This window comes from Klebsiella sp. BIGb0399, from assembly GCF_003752615.1.
In the GTDB taxonomy this organism is placed as follows: Bacteria; Pseudomonadota; Gammaproteobacteria; order Enterobacterales; family Enterobacteriaceae; genus Klebsiella; species Klebsiella lignicola.
This window is the reverse complement of sequence record NZ_RKHT01000010.1, coordinates 149,559-169,587: the sequence shown is the minus strand read 5'-3', so window position 1 is coordinate 169,587 and position 20,029 is coordinate 149,559. Positions and strand designations below refer to the sequence as shown.

Genomic DNA, 20,029 nt, shown 5'->3' with positions numbered 1-20,029 from the left:
TCGCCAACCGCAGCGTCAAATTGTACAAATAAGCGCCGAACAAGGCAAAATAACTTTTTCCGGCTCCGCTAAGGGCGCAAAATCGCTCAGATTTGTGGGTCGCGATACCCGCAGACGGTCAACCACAATGACAAACAGGGAATTAACATGAAAAGAGCGCTTTCGGTCCTGCTGCTGACCACGCTTGCTGCAGGAACAGCATCCGCGACGACGCTGCATTTTGGTACCACTACGGCCAATCCGCCCTTTGAAACCGTCAACGCCAAAAACCAACCCTCAGGTTTTGATATCGACCTGGCCAAAGCACTGTGCAAACAGATGCAGGCCGAGTGCAAATTCACCCCGCAGCACTTCGATACACTGATCCCGGCGCTCCGCTTTAAAAAGTTCGACGCCATCATCGCCGGTATCGAGGTGATTCCGATGCGTGAGAAACAGGTGGCATTCACTCAGCCCTATCGTCAGGCGCTCTCTGGCGTGGTAGTCACTGCGAAAGGTGCCGCCCATCATTTCACCGACCTGAAGGGCAAAACGCTCGGCGTCGTCAAAGGCACCATTCATCAGCATTACCTGCAGGACAAACAAAAAGGGGTGAACATGCAGATGTACGCCAATAGCGACGCCGCCCTCGGAGCCCTGAAAGCAGGAAGCGTGGATGGTGTGATGGGCGACCAGACGACCCTGGACCAGTGGCTGCCGGATAATCCTGACTACGCGATGATGGATGAACGGGCCACCGATCCGAACTATTACGGTAAGCAATACGCCATTGCGGTGCGTAAAGACGACCCGGAGTTGCTTAATACGATGAATGCCGCGCTGGAGGCGGTGAAAGCCTCGCCGGACTTCCAGGCCATGGAACAGAAGTGGTTTAAATAGAGGATCTGCGCCGGGGCCAACTGACCCCGGCGTTGGGATTACAGTTGAATAAAGTGTTCGCGATAGTAGGCCAGCTCAGCCACCGACTCGCGGATATCATCCATCGCCTGATGAGTGCCCTGCTTTTTAAAGCCATCGAGGATTTCCGGCTTCCAGCGGCGCGCCAGCTCTTTCAGAGTGCTGACGTCAAGGTAGCGGTAGTGGAAATAGGCTTCCAGCTCCGGCATATATTTGAACAGGAAGCGACGATCCTGACCAATGCTGTTCCCGCAGATCGGTGATTTACCTGCCGGCACCCACTGTTTAAGAAATTCGATCGTCGCCAGCTCTGCTTCACGATCACCCTGAGTGCTGGCCTTCACGCGCTCAACCAGGCCGCTCCCGGTATGGGTACGCACGTTCCAGTCATCCATCAGCGCCAGCTGCGCGTCGGACTGGTGTACCGCAATCGTCGGCCCTTCTGCCAGGATGTTAAGGTGCGCATCGGTCACCAGGGTGGCGATTTCAATAATGCGATCGCGCTCTGGATCCAGCCCTGTCATTTCAAGATCAATCCAAATCAGGTTGTTTTCATCTGCACTCATGCTATTTTCCACCCATAATTTTACCATTCTGGCCCGTAAAATTTCAGGATGCAGGCGGAACAATGCACCAGCATCTTGCAAGATGACGGGTCGATATTCATCTTAGATCGCGTGTATCATAGAGGTTTTGCCCACTCAGGGCGACCAGGAGCCAGTTCGATTGAGTAAAAATAAGCTCTCCAAAGGCCAACAGCGCCGCGTGAAGGCCAATCATCAGCGCCGCCTGAAAACGACTTCGGAGAAGGCCGATTACGATGACAACCTGTTTGGCGAAACGTCCGAAGGCATCGTTATCAGCCGGTTTGGTATGCATGCCGATGTCGAATCCGCCGACGGTAACGTTCACCGCTGCAACATTCGCCGTACTATCCGTTCGCTGGTGACCGGCGACCGCGTGGTCTGGAGACCCGGCAAAGATGCCGCTGACGGCGTCAACGTCAAAGGGATTGTTGAGGCGGTACACGACCGAACCTCCGTCCTGACACGCCCGGACTTCTACGACGGCGTCAAACCTATCGCTGCCAACATCGATCAAATCGTGATCGTTTCCGCTATCTTGCCCGAGCTGTCATTAAACATTATTGACCGCTATCTGGTGGCCTGCGAAACGCTGGATGTTGAGCCTCTGATTGTGCTCAACAAAACCGATCTGCTGGATGCCGACGGCATGGCCTTCGTTAACGAGCAGATGGATATCTATCGTGGTATCGGCTACCGCGTGCTGATGGTTTCAAGCCGCACGCAGGATGGTCTGAAACCGCTTGAAGACGCGCTCACTGACCGCATCAGTATTTTTGCCGGGCAGTCCGGGGTGGGGAAATCCAGCCTGCTGAACGCATTGCTGGGTCTGCATGAAGATCAGATCCTGACCAACGATGTGTCTGACAACTCAGGGCTGGGCCAGCACACCACCACCGCGGCACGTCTCTATCACTTCCCGCACGGGGGCGATGTGATCGACTCCCCTGGCGTACGTGAATTCGGGTTATGGCACCTGGAAGCGGAACAAATTACCCACGGCTTTGTCGAATTCCACGATTATTTAGGCCGTTGCAAATATCGCGACTGTAAGCACGATACCGATCCAGGCTGCGCTATTCGCGAAGCAGTGGAAAATGGCAAAATTGCTGAGAGCCGTTTTGCAAACTATCACCGCATCCTGGAAAGCATGACGCAGGTACAGGTAAAAACGCGTAAAAGCTTTTCATCATCCGATGACTGACAATTAAGCTGAGCATCGTTAGAATCGTCCCCCTTTTTTCAGGTCCCCGCGCGTTTGCGGGGTCAGGAACGACAAATCATGGCCTGGAGGCTACCTTGTTAAACGATCTTAAACTTTCACTGCAATACATTCTGCCTAAACTGTGGCTCACCCGCCTCGCAGGCTGGGGTGCGAGCAAGCGAGCGGGCTGGCTGACGAAACTGGTCATCGATCTGTTTGTGAAATGCTACAAGGTCGATATGAAAGAGGCGCAGAGGCCAGATACCGCCAGCTACCGCACCTTTAACGATTTCTTCGTGCGCCCGCTGCGTGAAGAAGTGCGTCCCGTTAACACGGATCCTAACGTGCTGGTCATGCCTGCCGACGGCGCCATTAGTCAGCTGGGCGCCATCGAAGACGATAAAATTCTGCAGGCGAAAGGCCACAACTACACCCTGGAAGCCCTGCTGGCAGGTAACTACCAGATGGCCGACCTGTTCCGTAACGGCAACTTCGCCACCACCTACCTGTCACCGCGCGACTATCACCGCGTGCACATGCCGTGCAACGGCATCCTGCGTGAAATGATCTATGTGCCAGGCGATCTGTTCTCCGTGAACCACCTGACCGCCCGGAACGTGCCGAATCTGTTTGCCCGTAACGAACGCGTGATCTGCCTGTTTGATACGGAATTTGGCCCGATGGCACAAATTCTGGTGGGCGCAACGATTGTCGGCAGCATTGAAACCGTGTGGTCCGGTACGGTCACCCCGCCGCGTGAAGGCATCATCAAACGCTGGACCTGGCCGGCAGGCGACAGCGAAGGTTCTATCGCGCTGCTGAAAGGCCAGGAGATGGGCCGCTTTAAGCTCGGTTCTACCGTTATCAACCTGTTCGCACCGGGTAAAGTGAAGCTGGTTGAGCAGTTGCAAAGCCTCTCCGTCACGCAGCTCGGTCAGCCGCTGGCGACTGCCGTCGAGACGCTGTCCGCGGTCGAAGACGACGCCACCCCACTGAACGATGCCACACAAGACGAAGGTTAATTCCTGACTAAAAAGGGTTATGCCGTGCGCCTGATATCTATTTTTCTGCTGGCCTGGAGCCTCAGTTTCGGGGCGTACGCAGCGACAGCCCCCGACGCGAAACAGATCGCTCAGGAACTTGAACAGGCGAAGGCGGCAAAACCCGCCCAGCCTGGTACCGTTGAAGCGTTACAAGCTGCACTGAACGCGCTTGAGGAACGAAGTGCTTCCCTCGAGCGCGCGCGTCAGTATCAGCAGGTTATCGACAACTTCCCCAAGCTTTTCCAGACGCTGCGCTCGCAGCTCAATAATCTGTCCGACGAACCGCGCCAGGTCTCAACCAGCCTCTCTTCCGATGCGCTGAACCAGGAGATCCTGCAGGTCAGCAGCCAGCTGCTCGAAGCCAGTCGTCAGGCACAGCAAGAGCAGGAGCGCGCGCGCGATATCGCCGACTCCCTGAACCAGCTTCCGCAACAGCAAACTGACGCACGCCGTCAGCTCAACGAAGTGGAGCGTCGGGTCGGCGCGCAGACCAGCAATACGCCGCTGGCACAGGCGCAGAATCTTGGCCTACAGGCGGAATCCTCGCGCCTGAAAGCGCTGGTGAACGAACTGGATCTGGCGCAGCTCTCGGCGAACAATCGTCAGGAACTGTCGCGCATGCGCGGCGAGTTAGCGCAAAAACAGAGCAAGCTCCTCGACGGCTACCTGCAGGCGCTACGCAATCAGCTCAATAGCCAGCGCCAACGCGAAGCGGAAAAAGCGCTGGAAAGTACCGAGCTGCTGGCAGAGAACAGCGAAAACCTGCCGCCGGAGCTTGTAGAGCAGTTTAAGGTTAACCGAGAACTCTCTCAGGCGCTGAATCAGCAGGCCCAGCGTATGGACCTGGTGGCCTCACAGCAACGCCAGGCCACCAATCAGACGCTCCAGGTACGTCAGGCGTTGAATACCCTGCGCGAACAATCTCAGTGGCTCGGGTCGTCTAACCTGCTGGGTGAAGCCTTACGTGCCCAGGTGGCCCGTCTGCCGGAAATGCCAAAACCACAGCAGCTGGATACCGAGATGGCTCAGTTGCGGGTACAGCGCCTGCACTTTGAAGATCTGCTCGGCAACCAGCCACAGCTGCGGCTCATACGCCAGGCCGACGGCGAACCGCTCACCAGCGAACAAAACCGCATTCTTGAAGCGCAGCTGCGCACGCAGAACGAACTGCTTAATTCACTGCTGCAGGGTGGCGACACGCTGATTCTGGAACTGACCAAGCTGAAAGTTTCCAATAGTCAGTTGGAAGATGCGCTGAAAGAGATCAACGAAGCGACCCACCGCTATCTGTTCTGGACCTCAGACGTCAGCCCTATCGGTTTCTCATGGCCGCTGGAAATCGTCCACGACCTGCGCCGTCTGGTGTCTCTCGATACCGTCAGCCAGCTTGGCAAAGCCAGCGCCATGATGTTGACCAGCAAAGAGACACTGCTCCCGCTGTTTGGTGCCTTGATTCTGGTGGGCTTCAGCATCAGCTCCCGTCGCCATTTCACCCGTTTTCTGGAGCGTTCCAGCGCCCGGGTTGGCAAAGTCACTCAGGATCACTTCTGGCTGACGCTGCGTACCGTGTTCTGGTCGATTCTGGTGGCATCTCCCCTTCCGGTGCTGTGGATGACCCTGGGCTTTGGTCTGCAGTCCGCCTGGCCCTATCCGCTGGCGGTGGCGATCGGCGATAGCGTCACAGCGACGGTCCCGCTGTTGTGGGTAGTGATGATTTGCGCCACCTTCGCCCGGCCAAACGGCCTGTTTATCGCCCACTTTGGCTGGCCGCGTAGTCGGGTCACCAAAGCTATGCGCTACTACCTGATGAGCATCGGGCTGATCGTGCCGCTGATTATCGCGCTGATTATGTTTGATAATCTTAACGATCGTGAGTTTTCCGCCTCACTCGGGCGTCTCTGTTTCCTGTTGATTTGCGGGGCGCTGGCGCTGGTGACGTGGAGCCTGAAACACGCCGGGATCCCGCTGTATCTCGATAAATCCGGGAGCGGCGAGAACATGATCAACCGCATGCTGTGGAACCTGCTGCTTGGCGCGCCGTTAATCGCCATGCTGGCGGCGGCGATCGGCTATCTGGCTACCGCTCAGGCGCTGCTGGCGAGGCTGGAAACCTCGGTGGCTATCTGGTTCCTGCTGTTAGTGGTGTACCACATTATCCGCCGTTGGATGCTGATTCAGCGCCGCCGGCTGGCCTTCGACCGTGCGAAACACCGGCGGGCGGAAATTCTCGCCCAGCGTGCTCGCGGGGAAGATGATGTGGTTCATACCAGCAGTCCGGAAGGGTCCGCGGAGAACGAAGTCAGCGAGATCGATCTCGACGCCATCAGTACCCAGTCTCTGCGCCTGGTGCGTTCGTTGCTAATGCTCATCGCGCTGGTGTCGGTGATCGTGCTGTGGTCAGAAATTCATTCCGCGTTCGGCTTCCTCGAGAACATCTCGTTATGGGATGTCACCTCTACGGTACAGGGCGTTGAGAGCCTGGAGCCGATTACCCTCGGCGCGGTATTGATCGCCATTCTGGTGATAATCATCACCACTCAACTGGTGAGAAATTTCCCGGCATTGCTGGAGCTGGCGGTGCTGCAGCACCTCGATCTCACGCCGGGTACCGGCTATGCCATCACCACCATCACCAAATATCTGCTGATGCTGGTCGGTGGCCTGATGGGCTTCTCGATGATCGGGATTGAATGGGCGAAACTGCAATGGCTGGTTGCTGCGCTGGGTGTCGGGCTTGGTTTTGGTCTTCAGGAAATTTTCGCCAACTTTATCTCTGGCCTGATTATTCTGTTTGAAAAACCGATACGTATTGGCGATACGGTGACAATCCGCGATCTGACCGGCAGCGTGACCCGAATCAATACCCGCGCCACCACCATCAGTGACTGGGACCGCAAAGAGATTATTGTGCCCAACAAGGCCTTTATCACCGAGCAGTTCATCAACTGGTCGCTCTCCGACTCCGTCACCCGCGTGGTGTTAACCATTCCGGCGCCGGCGGATGCGAACACCGAAGAGGTTACGCAGATCCTGATCGCCGCGGCACACCGTTGTTCGCTGGTGATCGATACCCCTGCGCCAGAGGCGTTCCTTGTCGATCTGCAGCAGGGTATTCAGATTTTCGAACTGCGTATTTACGCCGCCGAGATGGGACACCGGATGCCGCTGCGCCATGAGATCCACCAGCTGATTCTGGCGGGCTATCGTGAACACGGTATCGACATGCCGTTCCCACCGTTCCAGATGCGTCTGGAAAGCATCGACGGCCTCAAAACCAGTAAGTCGCTGACCTCAGCAGGGAAATCCGGCCGGGCGCCGGGAAGCCTGTAAAGCCATCCGGGGGAGCTATCCCCCGGTACTTTCCCTCACCACCAGCGTGACGGGCAGCATTTCATCCGCCTGTGTCACCCCTTCCAGCAAGAGTCCCACGGCCCGATAACCGAGCTGATGTTTGTCGACCGCAATGGTGGTCAGCGCCGGGCGACTCCACGCCGCAGGTGCAATATCATCGAAGCCAATAATGGCAATATCCTGTGGGACACGAACCCCGCGTCGTTCACAAATATTCATGGCCGCAATCGCCGTCACGTCGTTATAGGCGAAGATGGCGTCCGGCGGTACCGGTAGCGACAGTAGCTCGTTCATTGCCGTCACCAGCGACTGGTTGGTATCCACCAGCGGTGAAGCAATCACTTCATATTCCGGCGGCATCATCATCTGCGCTTCATATAACGCCTGACGATAGCCCTTTTCCCGCTGACGAATACTGTAGTGGGCGGCAGTGCTGGCAAGAAAGGCAATACGCTTGCGCCCGGTGTCGATCAAATGGCGCGTCGCCAGATATCCGCCATGCTGGTTATCCAGATTCACACAGGGCAGATCAGGGGCCCATAAATCGACCAGCACCATCGGCAGCTTCGTTTTCTGTATCGCCATGATCAACGTGCTTTCAAAATATCCGGCACAAATCAGGGCATCAGGATGATGCAATGCAATTTGTTCATCGACATTATCGCCAGGCCCGATGGAGAGAAAGCTCATGGCGATCCCTTGCTCACGGCAGTGGTCCTCCACGCCGAGCAACAGCAGGGAATAAAATGGCAGTGCACGAGCAATATCATGCTGACGATGGAGCAAAAACAGGACGCGCTTAATTTTATCTCCCCGTAGACGGGAAAAGTCGTACCCCATTTCCTTCGCCACCGCGATAACTCTCTGCCGGGTGTCTTCCCTGAGCCCCGGCTGCCCTTTGAGGGCTCGGGATACTGCGGCAACGGACAGCCCGCACGCCTCAGCAATACTTCTGATCCTGACCGGCTTTGTCATGTCGCTCCCAATAAAAAATAAACATACTACGTTAACTATAAATTTATGCCGTACCCACAGCAACCCTCGATTTTTTAAGCTAAAAATCCCGCCGTGATTAATATGGAAATATTAGCTATCACCATGAAATATATTGCTCAATTGGTTTTGAAACATGATCTTATTCACGCTTCAATAATTGCCTTCTTCCCAAAACGATAAGTTAATTTTTAAGGTAACAATATCTTGTTTACTAAAAATGAGGTTTTATATGTTATCGGCAAAGGGTATGAAGCAAGAGAACTACCTGCTCTCGAGCATATGGTTTCTCTTTTTCTTTATCGGCTGGGGTTCTTGCTTTCCCTGGCTGTCATTATGGCTAACGGAAAAAATTGGCATTCGCTCAACCGAAGTCGGCATGGTGTATACCTGCATCGCTATTGTCGCCGTGGTCTTCCAGCCCGTCTTCGGCATCCTGGCCGATAAGCTTAACTTCCGTAAACACCTGATGTGGATGCTGGCGGGGCTGATGATTGCTTTTGCCCCCTGGTGGATCTGGGTGTTCGCCCCGTTACTCAAAATCAATATTATCGCCGGGGCTCTGGCGGGCGGCGTCTTCATCGGCCTGACGTTTGGTTGCGGCTGCGGGATCTGCGAGGCGTGGATCGATAAAATTTCTCGTCTCGAAGGGTTTGAATTTGGCCGTGCCAGAATGTGGGGCGGTATCGGGGCGGCGGTCGGTACCTTTATTTCCGGTAAGCTTTTTGCGATTAACCCTAACTACATCTTTATCATGGCAAGCTGCGCCGGGCTGATCCTCGCCGTGTTGCTCTGTTTCTTCCGCCCAGGCCTGCATATGCAAGACGATGCGCTCAGTCCGCAGCGGGTAAAAATAGAGCGCGGCGATGTGCTGGCCCTGCTGCAAACAGGACGCTTCTGGTTTCTGGTGCTGTATATGGTGGGCGTTGGCGCCGTTTATGAAACCTACGATCAACAGTTCGCTGTCTACTACAGCAGCTTTTTCGCCACCCGCGAACGGGGAGCGGAAGTATTTGGCTATCTCTACACCGTACAGATTTTCCTTGATGCGTTAACCATGTTTTTCGCGCCGGCCATCGTCAATCGTATTGGCCCCAAAAACGCCCTGCTGTACTGCGGTTTTATCATGACCTTCCGTATTATCGGCAGCGCAATGGCCACCGGCCCGATCATGATTTCCACCATGAAGCTATTACATGGCTTCGAAAGCTCGATTCTGATTATCGCCACCCTGAAATACATCTCCGCCAATTTCGACTGGCGACTGTCTGCCACCGTGTACTTAATCGGCTTCCAGTTCTCCAAGCAGTTCAGCCAAATCTTCATGAGCACCGCCATCGGCGGTATGTACGATGCGATGGGTTTCAAACAGTCCTATACCGTCCTCGGCATTATCGCGCTGTGCTTCACCGTTATTTCTGTTTTCACGTTATCGCGCAATCGGGTGCTGCACCCCGCGCCAACCGTATAACCCTGCGATTCAGGAGTTGATATGTCAGAGTTTTTATCCGTCATTGAAAACGGTATTACCATGGTTTTCGATTTAGCCGACCGGGCACGTCTGCTGCATTTTTCCGCCCTGCCGTTTAATGCTGACACCATCGGCCCCAATCACGATGAGCAATCGCGCTTTAATCTGGTTGAGGTCAATATTTCCGGGCTGGATAAGCCGCTTGAACGACATGGCGCCGGGTTCACCGCTACGGCACCGGGCTATACGCTGCGCTACCAGCAGCACCAGGACTCCCACAATCGCGACGGACGCAAGCTGGTTTTTACCCTGTATGACACCATCACCGCCGCACAGGTTGAAGTTCATTATCAGTTTTATACTCATTTGGCGCTGATCCGCAGCTGGAGCGTCATTCGTAACCAAGGTCATGAGGCCTTTACCGTAGAGTATCTTTCCAGCTTTGTGATTAACGGCATTGCCAAAGAGAGCGCCAAAAACTGGGGGGATAACTTCACATTGCATATTCCCCACAACAGCTGGACCCGTGAGCTGCAATGGCGACAGTACCGGTTTGATGAATTAGGGTTCATGCCCTGTATTCAGAAAGGGCTGCAGCGTTCATCAAAACCGCTGCACTACAGTAATACCGGTGCGTGGTCGAGCAAAGAATACCTGCCAATGGGCTATCTGGAAGATAGCTGCACCGGCGCCGGCCTGTTCTGGCAAATTGAGCATAACGGTTCATGGCACTGGGAAATCGGCGATCAGGCCAACCAACTCTATCTGCAGTTAGGTGGTCCGAATGAGTTTTATCATCACTGGTTTAAACAGCTGCAGCCCGGCGACGCGTTCTGTTCTGTTCCGGTGGCGATAGGCGTCACCCAGGCGGGCTTCACCGATGCCATGGCGACCTTGACCCAGTATCGCCGCCGCACCCGGCGTCTCAATGATGATAACCAGCAGTTAGGCGTTATCTTCAACGACTACATGAACTGCTTATTTGGCGATCCCACAACGGCAAAACTGCTGCCGCTGATCGATGCCGCCGCTGAAGCGGGGGCCGAATATTTCTGTATCGATTGCGGCTGGTATGACAAAGGTGAATGGTGGAACGGCGTGGGTCAGTGGTTGCCGAGCGAAGAGCGTTTCCCCGAAGGCATTCAGCATGTGATTCGCTATATTCGCGAAAAAGGCATGATCCCTGGGCTGTGGCTGGAACTGGAAGTCATGGGTGTGAAATCACCTAAACTGGCGGAAACCGACGACAGCTGGTTCTTCATGCGCCACGGTAAACGGGTCTTTGACCGCAGCCGTTACCAGTTGGACTTTACCAGCCCGGCGGTCATTCGCCATGCCGATGAAGTGATCGACCGGCTGGTCACTGAATATGGTGTCGGCTATATCAAAATGGATTACAACATTGAGCCCGGCATTGGCACCGAGCAGAACGCCGATAGCGCCGGCGACGGTCTGCTGAAGCATAACCGGGCCTGGCTGGCGTGGCTGGACCGCGTGTTTACCCGCTATCCGCAGTTGATCATTGAAAACTGCGGCAGCGGCGGCCTGCGGATGGATTATGCCATGCTGAGCCGCTGCTCTATCCAGTCAACCAGCGATCAGGAAGATTACCTGAAGTACGCCACCATTGCCGCCAACGCCCCTACCGCCGTCACGCCGGAGCAGGCGGCTATCTGGTCCTATCCACTGCGCGATGATGATGAACAGGCGGTCATCTTTAATCAGGTCTCGGCGATGCTGCTGCGCATTCACCAGAGCGGCCATCTGGCGGAGCTCTCCGAGCGGGGGTTTCAGCAGGTCAAAGAGGCGATTCGCTACTACAAAACGTTGCGCCAGCACATCAACACTGCGCTGCCGTTCTGGCCGCTGGGGCTCTCGAGCTTTACCGACGAATGGGTGGCTTTGGGCATGAAGTCCACAGAAGGCAAGGTGTGGCTGGCGGTCTGGCGACGAGAGGGACCGCAGGAGAGCTGCGCGCTACCGTTGACCGGGCTTAAAGGCAGCGTACGACAGGGTTATCCAGCCACCGTGCAACATGAAGCCGTCTGGCACAATGAGCAGGAGGTCCTGACGGTCACTTTGCCGCCGCGCTCGGCGGTCATTTTTGAGATATCCCGCTAACTCTCTCATAGCCCGGCGAGAGTGAACGCCGGGCTATGTGATTCCGTTATTCAACGCTACGCCAGCGTATGTGACAGGACCTAGGCGCGATCGACGGTAAAGGCAATCACTTCGCTGATACTCTCGGCGCCCAGCGCCAGCATCACGACACGATCGACCCCTAGCGCCACGCCGGAGCAGTCTGGCAGACCGGCCTGCAGCGCACCCAGCAGGTTGGTATCAATCGGCTGCTGCGGCAGACCGCGGGCCGCGCGCTTGCGGTTATCCTGTTCAAAACGCTGCTGCTGTTCCCGCGCGTCGGTCAGTTCATGGAAACCATTCGCCAGTTCAATCCCCTTGTAGTAGACCTCAAAGCGCTCAGCAACGCGGTGATCTTCCGTGCTGATCTGCGCCAGAGAAGCCTGGCTTGCCGGGAAGTGATACACAAAGGTCGGACGATCTTTACCAATATGCGGCTCAACGCCCATGGTAAACAGCAGCTGCAATAAGGTGTCCCGGTCTTCTTCCGTATCGGCGATATTGCTCAGATCGAGCTTCGCCGCCGCTTCACGCAGCTGCGTTTTATCTGCTGACAGAGGATCCAGTTCAAGATGGCGCAGGAACGCCTGCTGATAAGAGAGGCTTTCCGCCGGCTGGCACTCCAGCACTTGTTGAAGTAAATCATCGACTTCATTAATCAGTCGGTACATGTCGTAGCACGGACGATACCACTCCAGCATTGTGAATTCAGGATTGTGATGCCGCCCCATCTCTTCATTACGGAAGCTACGACACAGCTGGAATACCGGACCACAGCCTGCCGCCAGCAGACGCTTCATGTGGTATTCCGGGCTGGTCATCAGGTAAAGATCCATCCCCTGCGAATAGCCAGGGCCAACGAAACGGGTCTGGAACGGGAACAGGTGAATATCTGTCACCGTTGCCTGGCTCATGCAAGGCGTCTCCACCTCCAGCACGCCACGGTCGCTGAAGAAACGGCGAATTTCCGCCATTATCGCCGCACGTTTTAACAGGTTTGGAATGGACGCGCTCGGCTGCCAGGTTGCCGTTTCGCTCATGTTACTTTCTCCGATTTCATACAAGGGCACGAAGTCTACTCGTAACCGTCGGGTGAAACAAATTTTGTGCAAACTGGCCGCCGTAAAGCATTCGGATAATTTATTTTTGACCAAAATTCATAACCGCAGCTAATAATCCGGCGCACATATTGATAAAAAAATCGAACACATCAATTTTCCCCATCAACCCTACGGCTATACTCCTTTACCTATAAAGGAGCAGTGATACATTTTCGCCAGTCCGGCGGCGAAATAAACAAAAACTGGAGGAATGTCGTGCAAACTTTTCAAGCCGATCTTGCCGTAATTGGCGCTGGCGGAGCAGGTCTTCGCGCAGCCATTGCCGCGGCGCAGGCAAATCCAAATGCCAAAATCGCACTGATTTCAAAAGTCTATCCCATGCGCAGCCATACCGTGGCAGCAGAAGGCGGTTCCGCCGCCGTCGCGCAGGATCATGACAGCTTTGAGTACCATTTTCACGACACCGTCGCCGGCGGCGACTGGCTCTGCGAGCAGGATGTCGTCGACTATTTCGTCCACCATTGCCCGACGGAAATGGCCCAGCTTGAGCAGTGGGGATGTCCGTGGAGCCGCCGTCCGGACGGCAGCGTCAACGTACGCCGCTTCGGGGGGATGAAAATCGAACGCACGTGGTTCGCCGCCGATAAGACCGGCTTCCATATGCTGCACACCCTGTTCCAGACCTCCCTCCAGTTCCCACAAATTCAACGCTTCGACGAACACTTCGTCCTCGACATTCTGGTCGATGATGGCCAGGCCCGTGGCCTGGTAGCGATGAATATGATGGAAGGCACTCTGGTGCAAATCCGCGCCAACGCGGTGGTCATGGCCACCGGCGGCGCAGGACGCGTCTATCGCTATAACACCAACGGCGGCATCGTCACCGGCGACGGCATGGGCATGGCGCTGAGCCACGGCGTGCCGCTGCGCGATATGGAGTTTGTACAGTATCACCCAACCGGCCTGCCAGGCTCCGGCATCCTGATGACTGAAGGCTGTCGCGGCGAAGGCGGTATTCTGGTCAACAAAAACGGCTACCGCTATCTGCAGGATTACGGCATGGGCCCGGAAACGCCGCTGGGCGAGCCGAAAAACAAATATATGGAACTCGGCCCGCGCGACAAAGTGTCTCAGGCATTCTGGCATGAGTGGCGGAAAGGTAACACCATCCCCACGCCGCGCGGCGACGTGGTGTATCTCGATCTGCGCCATCTGGGCGAGAAAAAGCTGCTTGAGCGCCTGCCGTTTATCTGTGAGCTGGCGAAGGCCTATGTCGGCGTAGACCCGGTTAAAGAACCGATCCCGGTTCGCCCGACCGCCCACTACACCATGGGCGGTATTGATACCGACCAGCAGTGTGAAACCCGCATTAAGGGCCTGTTTGCGGTGGGCGAATGCTCATCCGTCGGCCTGCATGGCGCGAACCGTCTTGGCTCTAACTCGCTGGCGGAACTGGTGGTATTTGGTCGCCTTGCCGGTGAACAAGCCATGAAGCGCGCCGCTGAGGCCGGGGAAGCTAACGGCACAGCGCTGGATGCCCAGGCTGCCGACGTGGAAAAACGCCTTAAAACGCTCGTCAATCAGGAAGGTAACGAGAACTGGGCGAAAATTCGCGATGAAATGGGACTGTCGATGGAAGAAGGCTGCGGCATCTACCGTACGCCGGAGCTGATGCAGAAAACCATCGATAAGCTGGCGGAACTGCAGGAGCGCTTCAAGCGCGTGCGCATCACCGATAACTCCAGCGTCTTCAACACCGATTTGCTCTACACCATCGAACTGGGCCACGGCCTGAACGTCGCGGAATGCATGGCGCACTCCGCCATCGCCCGTAAAGAGTCGCGCGGCGCGCATCAGCGCCTCGACGAAGGCTGCACCGAACGTGATGACGTCAATTTCCTCAAACACACGCTCGCCTTCCGCGATGCCGATGGCACCACACGTCTGGAATATGGCGATGTGAAAATCACCACTCTGCCGCCAGCAAAACGTGTCTATGGTGCAGAAGCGGAAGCAGCCGAGAAGAAGGAGCCGGCAAATGGCTGAGATGAAAAACCTCAAAATTGAAGTGGTGCGCTACAACCCGGAAGTGGACACCGCACCGCACAGCGCGTTTTATGAAGTCCCGTATGATGAGCAAACCTCGCTACTTGATGCGCTGGGCTACATCAAAGACAACCTGGCGCCTGACCTGAGCTACCGCTGGTCCTGCCGCATGGCGATTTGCGGCTCCTGCGGGATGATGGTCAACAAGGTGCCGAAACTGGCGTGTAAAACCTTCCTGCGTGAATACACCAAGGGCATAAAAGTTGAGGCGCTGGCTAACTTCCCGATCGAGCGCGATCTGGTCGTCGATATGACCCACTTTATCGAAAGCCTGGAAGCTATTAAGCCCTATATTATCGGCAACCCGCGAACCCCGGACCAGGGACCAAACAAGCAAACCCCGGCGCAGATGGCGAAATACCATCAGTTCTCCGGCTGCATCAACTGCGGCCTGTGCTATGCCGCTTGCCCGCAGTTTGGTTTGAATCCGGAGTTTATCGGCCCGGCGGCGATCACCCTCGCCCATCGCTACAACGAAGACAGCCGCGACCACGGTAAGAAGGAACGTATGGCGCAGCTGAACGGTCAGAATGGCGTCTGGACCTGCACCTTCGTGGGCTACTGCTCGGAAGTGTGTCCGAAGCATGTCGACCCGGCGGCTGCCATTCAGCAGGGCAAAGTAGAAAGCTCGAAAGACTTTCTTATCGCCACCCTGAAACCACGCTAAGGAGTGCATGATGACGACGAAACGCAAACCCTATGTGCGGCCGATGACCTCCACCTGGTGGAAAAAGCTGCCGTTTTATCGCTTCTATATGGTGCGTGAAGGCACCGCCGTACCGACGGTATGGTTCAGTATTGTGCTGATTTACGGTCTGTTTGCCCTGAAGCACGGCGCAGAAAGCTGGGCGGGCTATGTGGGTTTCCTGCAGAACCCGGTGGTGGTGATCCTGAATCTGATCACCCTGGCAGGCGCGTTGCTGCACACCAAAACCTGGTTTGAGCTGGCGCCGAAAGCCGCCAATATCATTCTTAAAGGTGAAAAAATGGGGCCAGAGCCGGTGATTAAGGGGCTTTGGATGGTGACCGCGCTGGTGACCGTGGTGATCCTGTTTGTTGCCCTGTTCTGGTAAGGAGACTGAAATGATCAATCCCAACCCGAAACGTTCCGATGAGCCGGTCTTCTGGGGACTGTTTGGTGCCGGCGGCATGTGGGGCGCGATTGTCGCGCCGGTGATGGTGCTGCTGGTAGGTATCCTGCTGCCATTAGGTCTGGCGCCAGGCGATGCTTTCAGCTACGAGCGCGTGCTGGGCTTTGCGCAGAGCTTTGTCGGGCGCGCCTTCATCTTCCTGATGATCGTCCTGCCGCTGTGGTGCGGGTTACACCGTATCCATCACGCCATGCATGACCTGAAAATCCACGTCCCGAACGGTAAATGGGTCTTCTACGGCCTGGCGGCCATTCTGACGGTCGTGACGCTGATCGGCGTATTATTTATTTAACGTCCCAGATGCCCGGTAGCATTCTGTTACCGGGCTCTCTTTTGCAGAAAATATCCCCGCTTTTTTCCAGGCAGAATCTACACTTAGCTAAAAAGCCAGCAAGGAAAATGCTATGCGTGTGCTGCCCATTATTGCGGTTATTGCCGCGTCGTTTCTGGTTGTCGCCTGTAGCACGCCGACACCGCCGCAAGGCGTGACGGTGGTCAGCCCGTTTGACACTCAGCGCTATCTTGGCACCTGGTATGAGATTGCCCGTCTCGACCACTCGTTTGAAAGCGGTCTCGAAAAAGTCACCGCCACCTACAGCCTGCGTGGCGATGGCGGGTTGGACGTCGTGAATAAAGGCTATAACCCCGACCGGGAGATGTGGCAAAAAACCGATGGCGTGGCTTACTTTACCGGCTCACCGACCCGCGCAGCATTAAAAGTCTCCTTCTTTGGCCCTTTCTACGGCGGCTACAACGTTATCGCGCTGGATAAAGAGTATCGCCATGCGCTGGTCTGCGGACCAGACCACGATTATCTGTGGCTGCTGGCCCGCTCGCCGCAAATCTCACCGGAGGTTAAACAGCAGATGCTGGACATTGCTACCCGGCAAGGTTTCGACGTCAGTAAACTTATCTGGGTGAATCAGCACTATTAGTCAGTGTGCGCTGATCTTTAGCCCGATAATACCGACAACGATGCACGCCAGGCTGGCAATACGCATAGCGCTGGCGGATTCGCCCAGCAGGACGATACCGGTGATGGCGGCACCTACCGCGCCAATCCCCGTCCAGACCGCATAGGCGGTGCCGACAGGCAGCGTCTTCATCGCCCACGACAGCATCGCCATGCTGACCACCATGGCGACAATCGTGATAACGCTTGGCACCAGGCGACTAAAACCGTGGGTATATTTCAGACCAACCGCCCAGACCACTTCCAGCAGACCGGCAATAAACAGAACAAACCAGGACACAGAACCCCCTTGATGGGGCCGTCCCCGGATGCGATACGCTTACGGGTCGTCCCGCAAGGTGTGTGAAAATTGCAGGTATTATAAGCAACTACGTCGCAGAGAGGAAGAACGGTACGGCCGATAAACCGTACCGTCGAGGTCTATTGCTGAGCTTTAGTCGCAGCCCCAGAGATGGCACTACCACCTTCTGAAATATCCTGACCAACACCACGTGTTGTATTACATGCGGTCAACACAGAAGAAAGGGCCAAAACCGTAAAGAACGCTGCAATCGCTTTTTTCACCATAATGTCATCCTTATTACCAGTTTTAGTTATCGTGCCCTATAAGCATAGACAACCTGGCCCGGGATGGCGGGATCTCAGCGTTTTTTAAGAGAAAAGGAGAGATGAAACAACAGAAGGAAGTGCAACGGTACAACAGATGCGATGATGCATCATGTAGCCTGGCAAAAGCGCCTAGCTGACGGCACGGGAAATGGCATGCCCCAGACCCTGAATATCTTCACCAAAGCCGCGGGCTGTATTGCAAAACTGCGCTCAGGGAGAGCAATATCAGAAGCTTAATTGAGTTATTCATCTTCCCCTGCTTGTCCGTTCCTTGCTTACCATACCCTGACGTGCAATAGCAGGCGCAGCACACCGCTGCGCCAACCATCTCAGAACATGAATTACTTCACGCGGGATACGTATTCGCCAGAGCGAGTATCCACTTTGATGACTTCACCAATCTGAACAAACAGCGGAACTTTAACCACAGCGCCAGTAGACAGCGTTGCTGGTTTACCACCGGTACCTGCGGTGTCGCCTTTCAGACCTGGATCGGTTTCAACGATTTCCAGTTCAACAAAGTTCGGCGGAGTCACGGAGATAGGCTGACCATTCCACAGGGTCACGATGCACTCAGCCTGATCCAGCAGCCATTTAGCGTTATCGCCTACGGCTTTCTCGTCGGCAGCCAGCTGCTCGAAAGTAGAGTTGTTCATGAAGTGGAAGAACTCACCGTCGTTGTACAGGTAAGTCAGGTTCATATCGACAACGTCTGCGCCTTCAGCGGAATCGGTAGATTTGAAGGTTTTCTCTACGCGGGTACCGGTCAGCAGACGACGCAGCTTAACGCGAGCAAAAGCCTGACCTTTACCTGGTTTCACGAATTCACTCGCTTCAACCGCATAAGGTTCGCCGTCCATCATGATTTTAAGACCGGCACGAAAATCGTTGCTATAGTAAGTCGCCATAAGGCCCTCTGAAATTGTTAATTGGTAGCTAAGCCACAAAATGGCGCATATTGTAACCCTAAATACCCCATCCAGAGAAGATTGGTTAACGCAACTTGCCGATGTTGTGACCAGTCCTGATGAACTGCTGCATCTTTTAAATGTAGACGCTGATGCAAACTTATTGGCGGGGCGTGATGCGAAGCGCCTGTTTGCGCTGCGTGTTCCACGGGCATTTATCGCTCGCATGGAACCGGGAAACCCCAATGATCCTCTTCTTCGTCAGGTACTTACCTCGCAGGAAGAGTTTGTCTCTGCCCCTGGATACTCCACCGATCCACTGGAAGAACAGCACAGCGTCGTGCCTGGCTTGTTGCATAAATACCGCAACCGGGCGCTGCTTTTGGTGAAAGGCGGCTGCGCGGTAAATTGTCGATATTGTTTCCGTCGGCACTTCCCCTATGCTGAAAACCAGGGCAATAAACGCAACTGGCAGGCCGCGCTGGAGTATATCGCCGCCCATCCGCAGCTCGATGAGATCATTTTTTCCGGCGGTGACCCGCTGATGGCGAAAGATCATGAGCTCGACTGGCTGCTGACGCAGCTGGAAGGTATCCCGCACATCAAGCGTCTGCGCATCCACAGCCGTCTGCCAATTGTCATTCCGGCGCGCATCACCGCTACGCTGGTATCGCGGTTTGAACAATCGTCGCTGCAGATACTGCTGGTGAACCACATTAACCATGCCAATGAGATCGATAACGACTTTCGTGAAGCGATGATGCGCTTACGTAAAGCGGGCGTCACGCTCCTGAATCAAAGCGTCCTGCTGCGCGGCATTAACGATAATGCGCAAACGCTGGCGAATCTCAGCAACGCGCTGTTTGATGCTGGCGTCATCCCCTACTATCTGCACGTGCTGGATAAGGTCCAGGGCGCGGCCCATTTTATGGTCGATGATGAAGAAGCACGGGCGATTATGCGCGAACTGTTGACCCTGGTGTCAGGCTATATGGTGCCAAAACTGGCGCGTGAGATTGGCGGCGAACCAAGCAAGACGCCGCTGGATTTAGGCTTGAAACAACATTCGTGAAAAGGTCTGCCGGGGATAAACTGGCAGACCCTCGACGTGCAGGCCGCTTTCTCACCGACGGTGAGAAAGGCACAACCTCACATCAGTTCGGGCACTTATAAACCTGACCGTTCATTTCGCTGTCGGTCGGGACAAAGCTCGACAGCAGATTCTGCGTCGGGCTGCTGACGCCATAAATCACGTTGCCACCCATTGCCGCTGCCTGGTTACGCAGTGCGTTAGCTGCGCCACGCATGGAGCCGCCTTCATCACCGTTCTGACCAGACAACCAGTTGCTCTGCTTGCCAGTCGCGGTCCCCAACAGCTGGCAATCCGCACCCGGCTTGTCTTCAACAAAGCGTACGCTCTGTCCGCCTGAGCTCAGTTCGTTGCTGGAACTGCAACCCGCTAACAATAGTGCTGCGCCGACAATCCCTGCTAAATATCTTACCTGCATGTTATTCCCCATGATCAATGAGCTGGACGCG

General features: G+C 55.4%; 19 protein-coding genes and 1 pseudogene. 12 read left to right on the top strand and 8 right to left on the bottom strand.

Going from position 1 to position 20,029, the window contains the following annotated elements:
• The first annotated feature begins 147 nt into the window (after window positions 1–147).
• Entirely contained in the window at window positions 148–879 is a 732-nt protein-coding gene (locus tag EDF82_RS23260; protein ID WP_123757840.1) for an arginine ABC transporter substrate-binding protein, read from the top strand.
• A 38-nt stretch (window positions 880–917) separates the two neighbouring features.
• Here EDF82_RS23260 and orn read toward each other — a convergent pair whose 3' ends face one another.
• Window positions 918–1,463, bottom strand: a complete 546-nt coding sequence (orn, locus tag EDF82_RS23255; RefSeq protein WP_123757839.1) for an oligoribonuclease — start codon at window positions 1,461–1,463, stop codon at window positions 918–920.
• A 160-nt stretch (window positions 1,464–1,623) separates the two neighbouring features.
• Between orn and rsgA the strand changes: the two genes are divergently transcribed.
• The 3 genes from rsgA (at window position 1,624) to mscM (ending at window position 7,058) form a co-directional block, all read left to right on the top strand.
• Window positions 1,624–2,685 carry a small ribosomal subunit biogenesis GTPase RsgA gene (rsgA, locus tag EDF82_RS23245; protein ID WP_123757837.1) on the top strand — a complete coding sequence of 354 codons (1,062 nt, stop codon included), beginning with the start codon at window positions 1,624–1,626 and terminating at the stop codon, window positions 2,683–2,685.
• Between the two features lie 95 nt (window positions 2,686–2,780).
• Window positions 2,781–3,707: an archaetidylserine decarboxylase gene (gene asd / locus EDF82_RS23240; protein ID WP_123757836.1), complete on the top strand. Its 927-nt coding sequence runs from the start codon at window positions 2,781–2,783 to the stop codon at window positions 3,705–3,707.
• Between the two features lie 24 nt (window positions 3,708–3,731).
• Window positions 3,732–7,058, top strand: coding sequence for a miniconductance mechanosensitive channel MscM (gene mscM / locus EDF82_RS23235; RefSeq protein ID WP_123757835.1), 3,327 nt, complete (start codon window positions 3,732–3,734; stop codon window positions 7,056–7,058).
• Window positions 7,059–7,073: 15 nt separating this feature from the next.
• On the opposite strand, the gene EDF82_RS23230 is transcribed toward mscM, so the two are convergent.
• A complete protein-coding gene (locus EDF82_RS23230) occupies window positions 7,074–8,054 on the bottom strand; it encodes a LacI family DNA-binding transcriptional regulator (protein WP_123757834.1) in 981 nt (326 codons plus the stop codon).
• 250 nt (window positions 8,055–8,304) lie between these two features.
• Between EDF82_RS23230 and EDF82_RS23225 the strand changes: the two genes are divergently transcribed.
• On the top strand, window positions 8,305–9,543 hold the full coding sequence (locus EDF82_RS23225) for an oligosaccharide MFS transporter (RefSeq protein ID WP_123757833.1): 1,239 nt from the start codon (window positions 8,305–8,307) through the stop codon (window positions 9,541–9,543).
• Between the two features lie 21 nt (window positions 9,544–9,564).
• Window positions 9,565–11,664, top strand: coding sequence for an alpha-galactosidase (locus EDF82_RS23220; protein ID WP_123757832.1), 2,100 nt, complete (start codon window positions 9,565–9,567; stop codon window positions 11,662–11,664).
• Between the two features lie 80 nt (window positions 11,665–11,744).
• On the opposite strand, the gene epmA is transcribed toward EDF82_RS23220, so the two are convergent.
• The gene (gene epmA / locus EDF82_RS23215) at window positions 11,745–12,722 is read right to left on the bottom strand and encodes an elongation factor P--(R)-beta-lysine ligase (protein ID WP_123757831.1); all 978 of its coding nucleotides are present in this window, start codon (window positions 12,720–12,722) and stop codon (window positions 11,745–11,747) included.
• A 276-nt stretch (window positions 12,723–12,998) separates the two neighbouring features.
• On the opposite strand from epmA, the gene frdA reads away from it, so the two are divergent.
• The 5 genes from frdA to EDF82_RS23190 all read left to right on the top strand — a co-directional run bounded on the left by frdA (window position 12,999) and on the right by EDF82_RS23190 (window position 16,935).
• A complete protein-coding gene (gene frdA, locus EDF82_RS23210) occupies window positions 12,999–14,789 on the top strand; it encodes a fumarate reductase (quinol) flavoprotein subunit (RefSeq protein ID WP_123757830.1) in 1,791 nt (596 codons plus the stop codon).
• A complete protein-coding gene (frdB, locus tag EDF82_RS23205; RefSeq protein WP_032689849.1) occupies window positions 14,782–15,516 on the top strand; it encodes a fumarate reductase iron-sulfur protein in 735 nt (244 codons plus the stop codon). Before frdA ends, frdB begins: the two co-directional genes overlap by 8 nt.
• A gap of 10 nt (window positions 15,517–15,526) precedes the next feature.
• On the top strand, window positions 15,527–15,922 hold the full coding sequence (gene frdC, locus EDF82_RS23200; RefSeq protein WP_123757829.1) for a fumarate reductase subunit FrdC: 396 nt from the start codon (window positions 15,527–15,529) through the stop codon (window positions 15,920–15,922).
• A 10-nt stretch (window positions 15,923–15,932) separates the two neighbouring features.
• Window positions 15,933–16,292: a fumarate reductase subunit FrdD gene (gene frdD / locus EDF82_RS23195; RefSeq protein ID WP_004856982.1), complete on the top strand. Its 360-nt coding sequence runs from the start codon at window positions 15,933–15,935 to the stop codon at window positions 16,290–16,292.
• A 112-nt stretch (window positions 16,293–16,404) separates the two neighbouring features.
• Window positions 16,405–16,935 carry a lipocalin family protein gene (locus EDF82_RS23190; protein WP_123757828.1) on the top strand — a complete coding sequence of 177 codons (531 nt, stop codon included), beginning with the start codon at window positions 16,405–16,407 and terminating at the stop codon, window positions 16,933–16,935.
• Here EDF82_RS23190 and sugE read toward each other — a convergent pair whose 3' ends face one another.
• The 4 genes and pseudogenes from sugE to efp all read right to left on the bottom strand — a co-directional run bounded on the left by sugE (window position 16,936) and on the right by efp (window position 18,490).
• On the bottom strand, window positions 16,936–17,253 hold the full coding sequence (gene sugE, locus EDF82_RS23185) for a quaternary ammonium compound efflux SMR transporter SugE (RefSeq protein ID WP_123757827.1): 318 nt from the start codon (window positions 17,251–17,253) through the stop codon (window positions 16,936–16,938).
• Between the two features lie 140 nt (window positions 17,254–17,393).
• The gene (gene ecnB, locus EDF82_RS23180; RefSeq protein ID WP_004097935.1) at window positions 17,394–17,540 is read right to left on the bottom strand and encodes a lipoprotein toxin entericidin B; all 147 of its coding nucleotides are present in this window, start codon (window positions 17,538–17,540) and stop codon (window positions 17,394–17,396) included.
• Between the two features lie 171 nt (window positions 17,541–17,711).
• Window positions 17,712–17,832, bottom strand: a pseudogene (locus EDF82_RS23175) (entericidin A/B family lipoprotein).
• A gap of 91 nt (window positions 17,833–17,923) precedes the next feature.
• Window positions 17,924–18,490, bottom strand: coding sequence for an elongation factor P (gene efp, locus EDF82_RS23170; RefSeq protein WP_123757826.1), 567 nt, complete (start codon window positions 18,488–18,490; stop codon window positions 17,924–17,926).
• A 40-nt stretch (window positions 18,491–18,530) separates the two neighbouring features.
• Here efp and epmB point away from each other — a divergent pair, with 40 nt between their 5' ends.
• The gene (gene epmB, locus EDF82_RS23165; protein ID WP_123757825.1) at window positions 18,531–19,562 is read left to right on the top strand and encodes an EF-P beta-lysylation protein EpmB; all 1,032 of its coding nucleotides are present in this window, start codon (window positions 18,531–18,533) and stop codon (window positions 19,560–19,562) included.
• Between the two features lie 82 nt (window positions 19,563–19,644).
• Here epmB and EDF82_RS23160 read toward each other — a convergent pair whose 3' ends face one another.
• Window positions 19,645–19,998, bottom strand: coding sequence for a DUF4156 domain-containing protein (locus EDF82_RS23160; RefSeq protein WP_004856962.1), 354 nt, complete (start codon window positions 19,996–19,998; stop codon window positions 19,645–19,647).
• Between the last annotated feature and the right edge of the window lie 31 nt (window positions 19,999–20,029).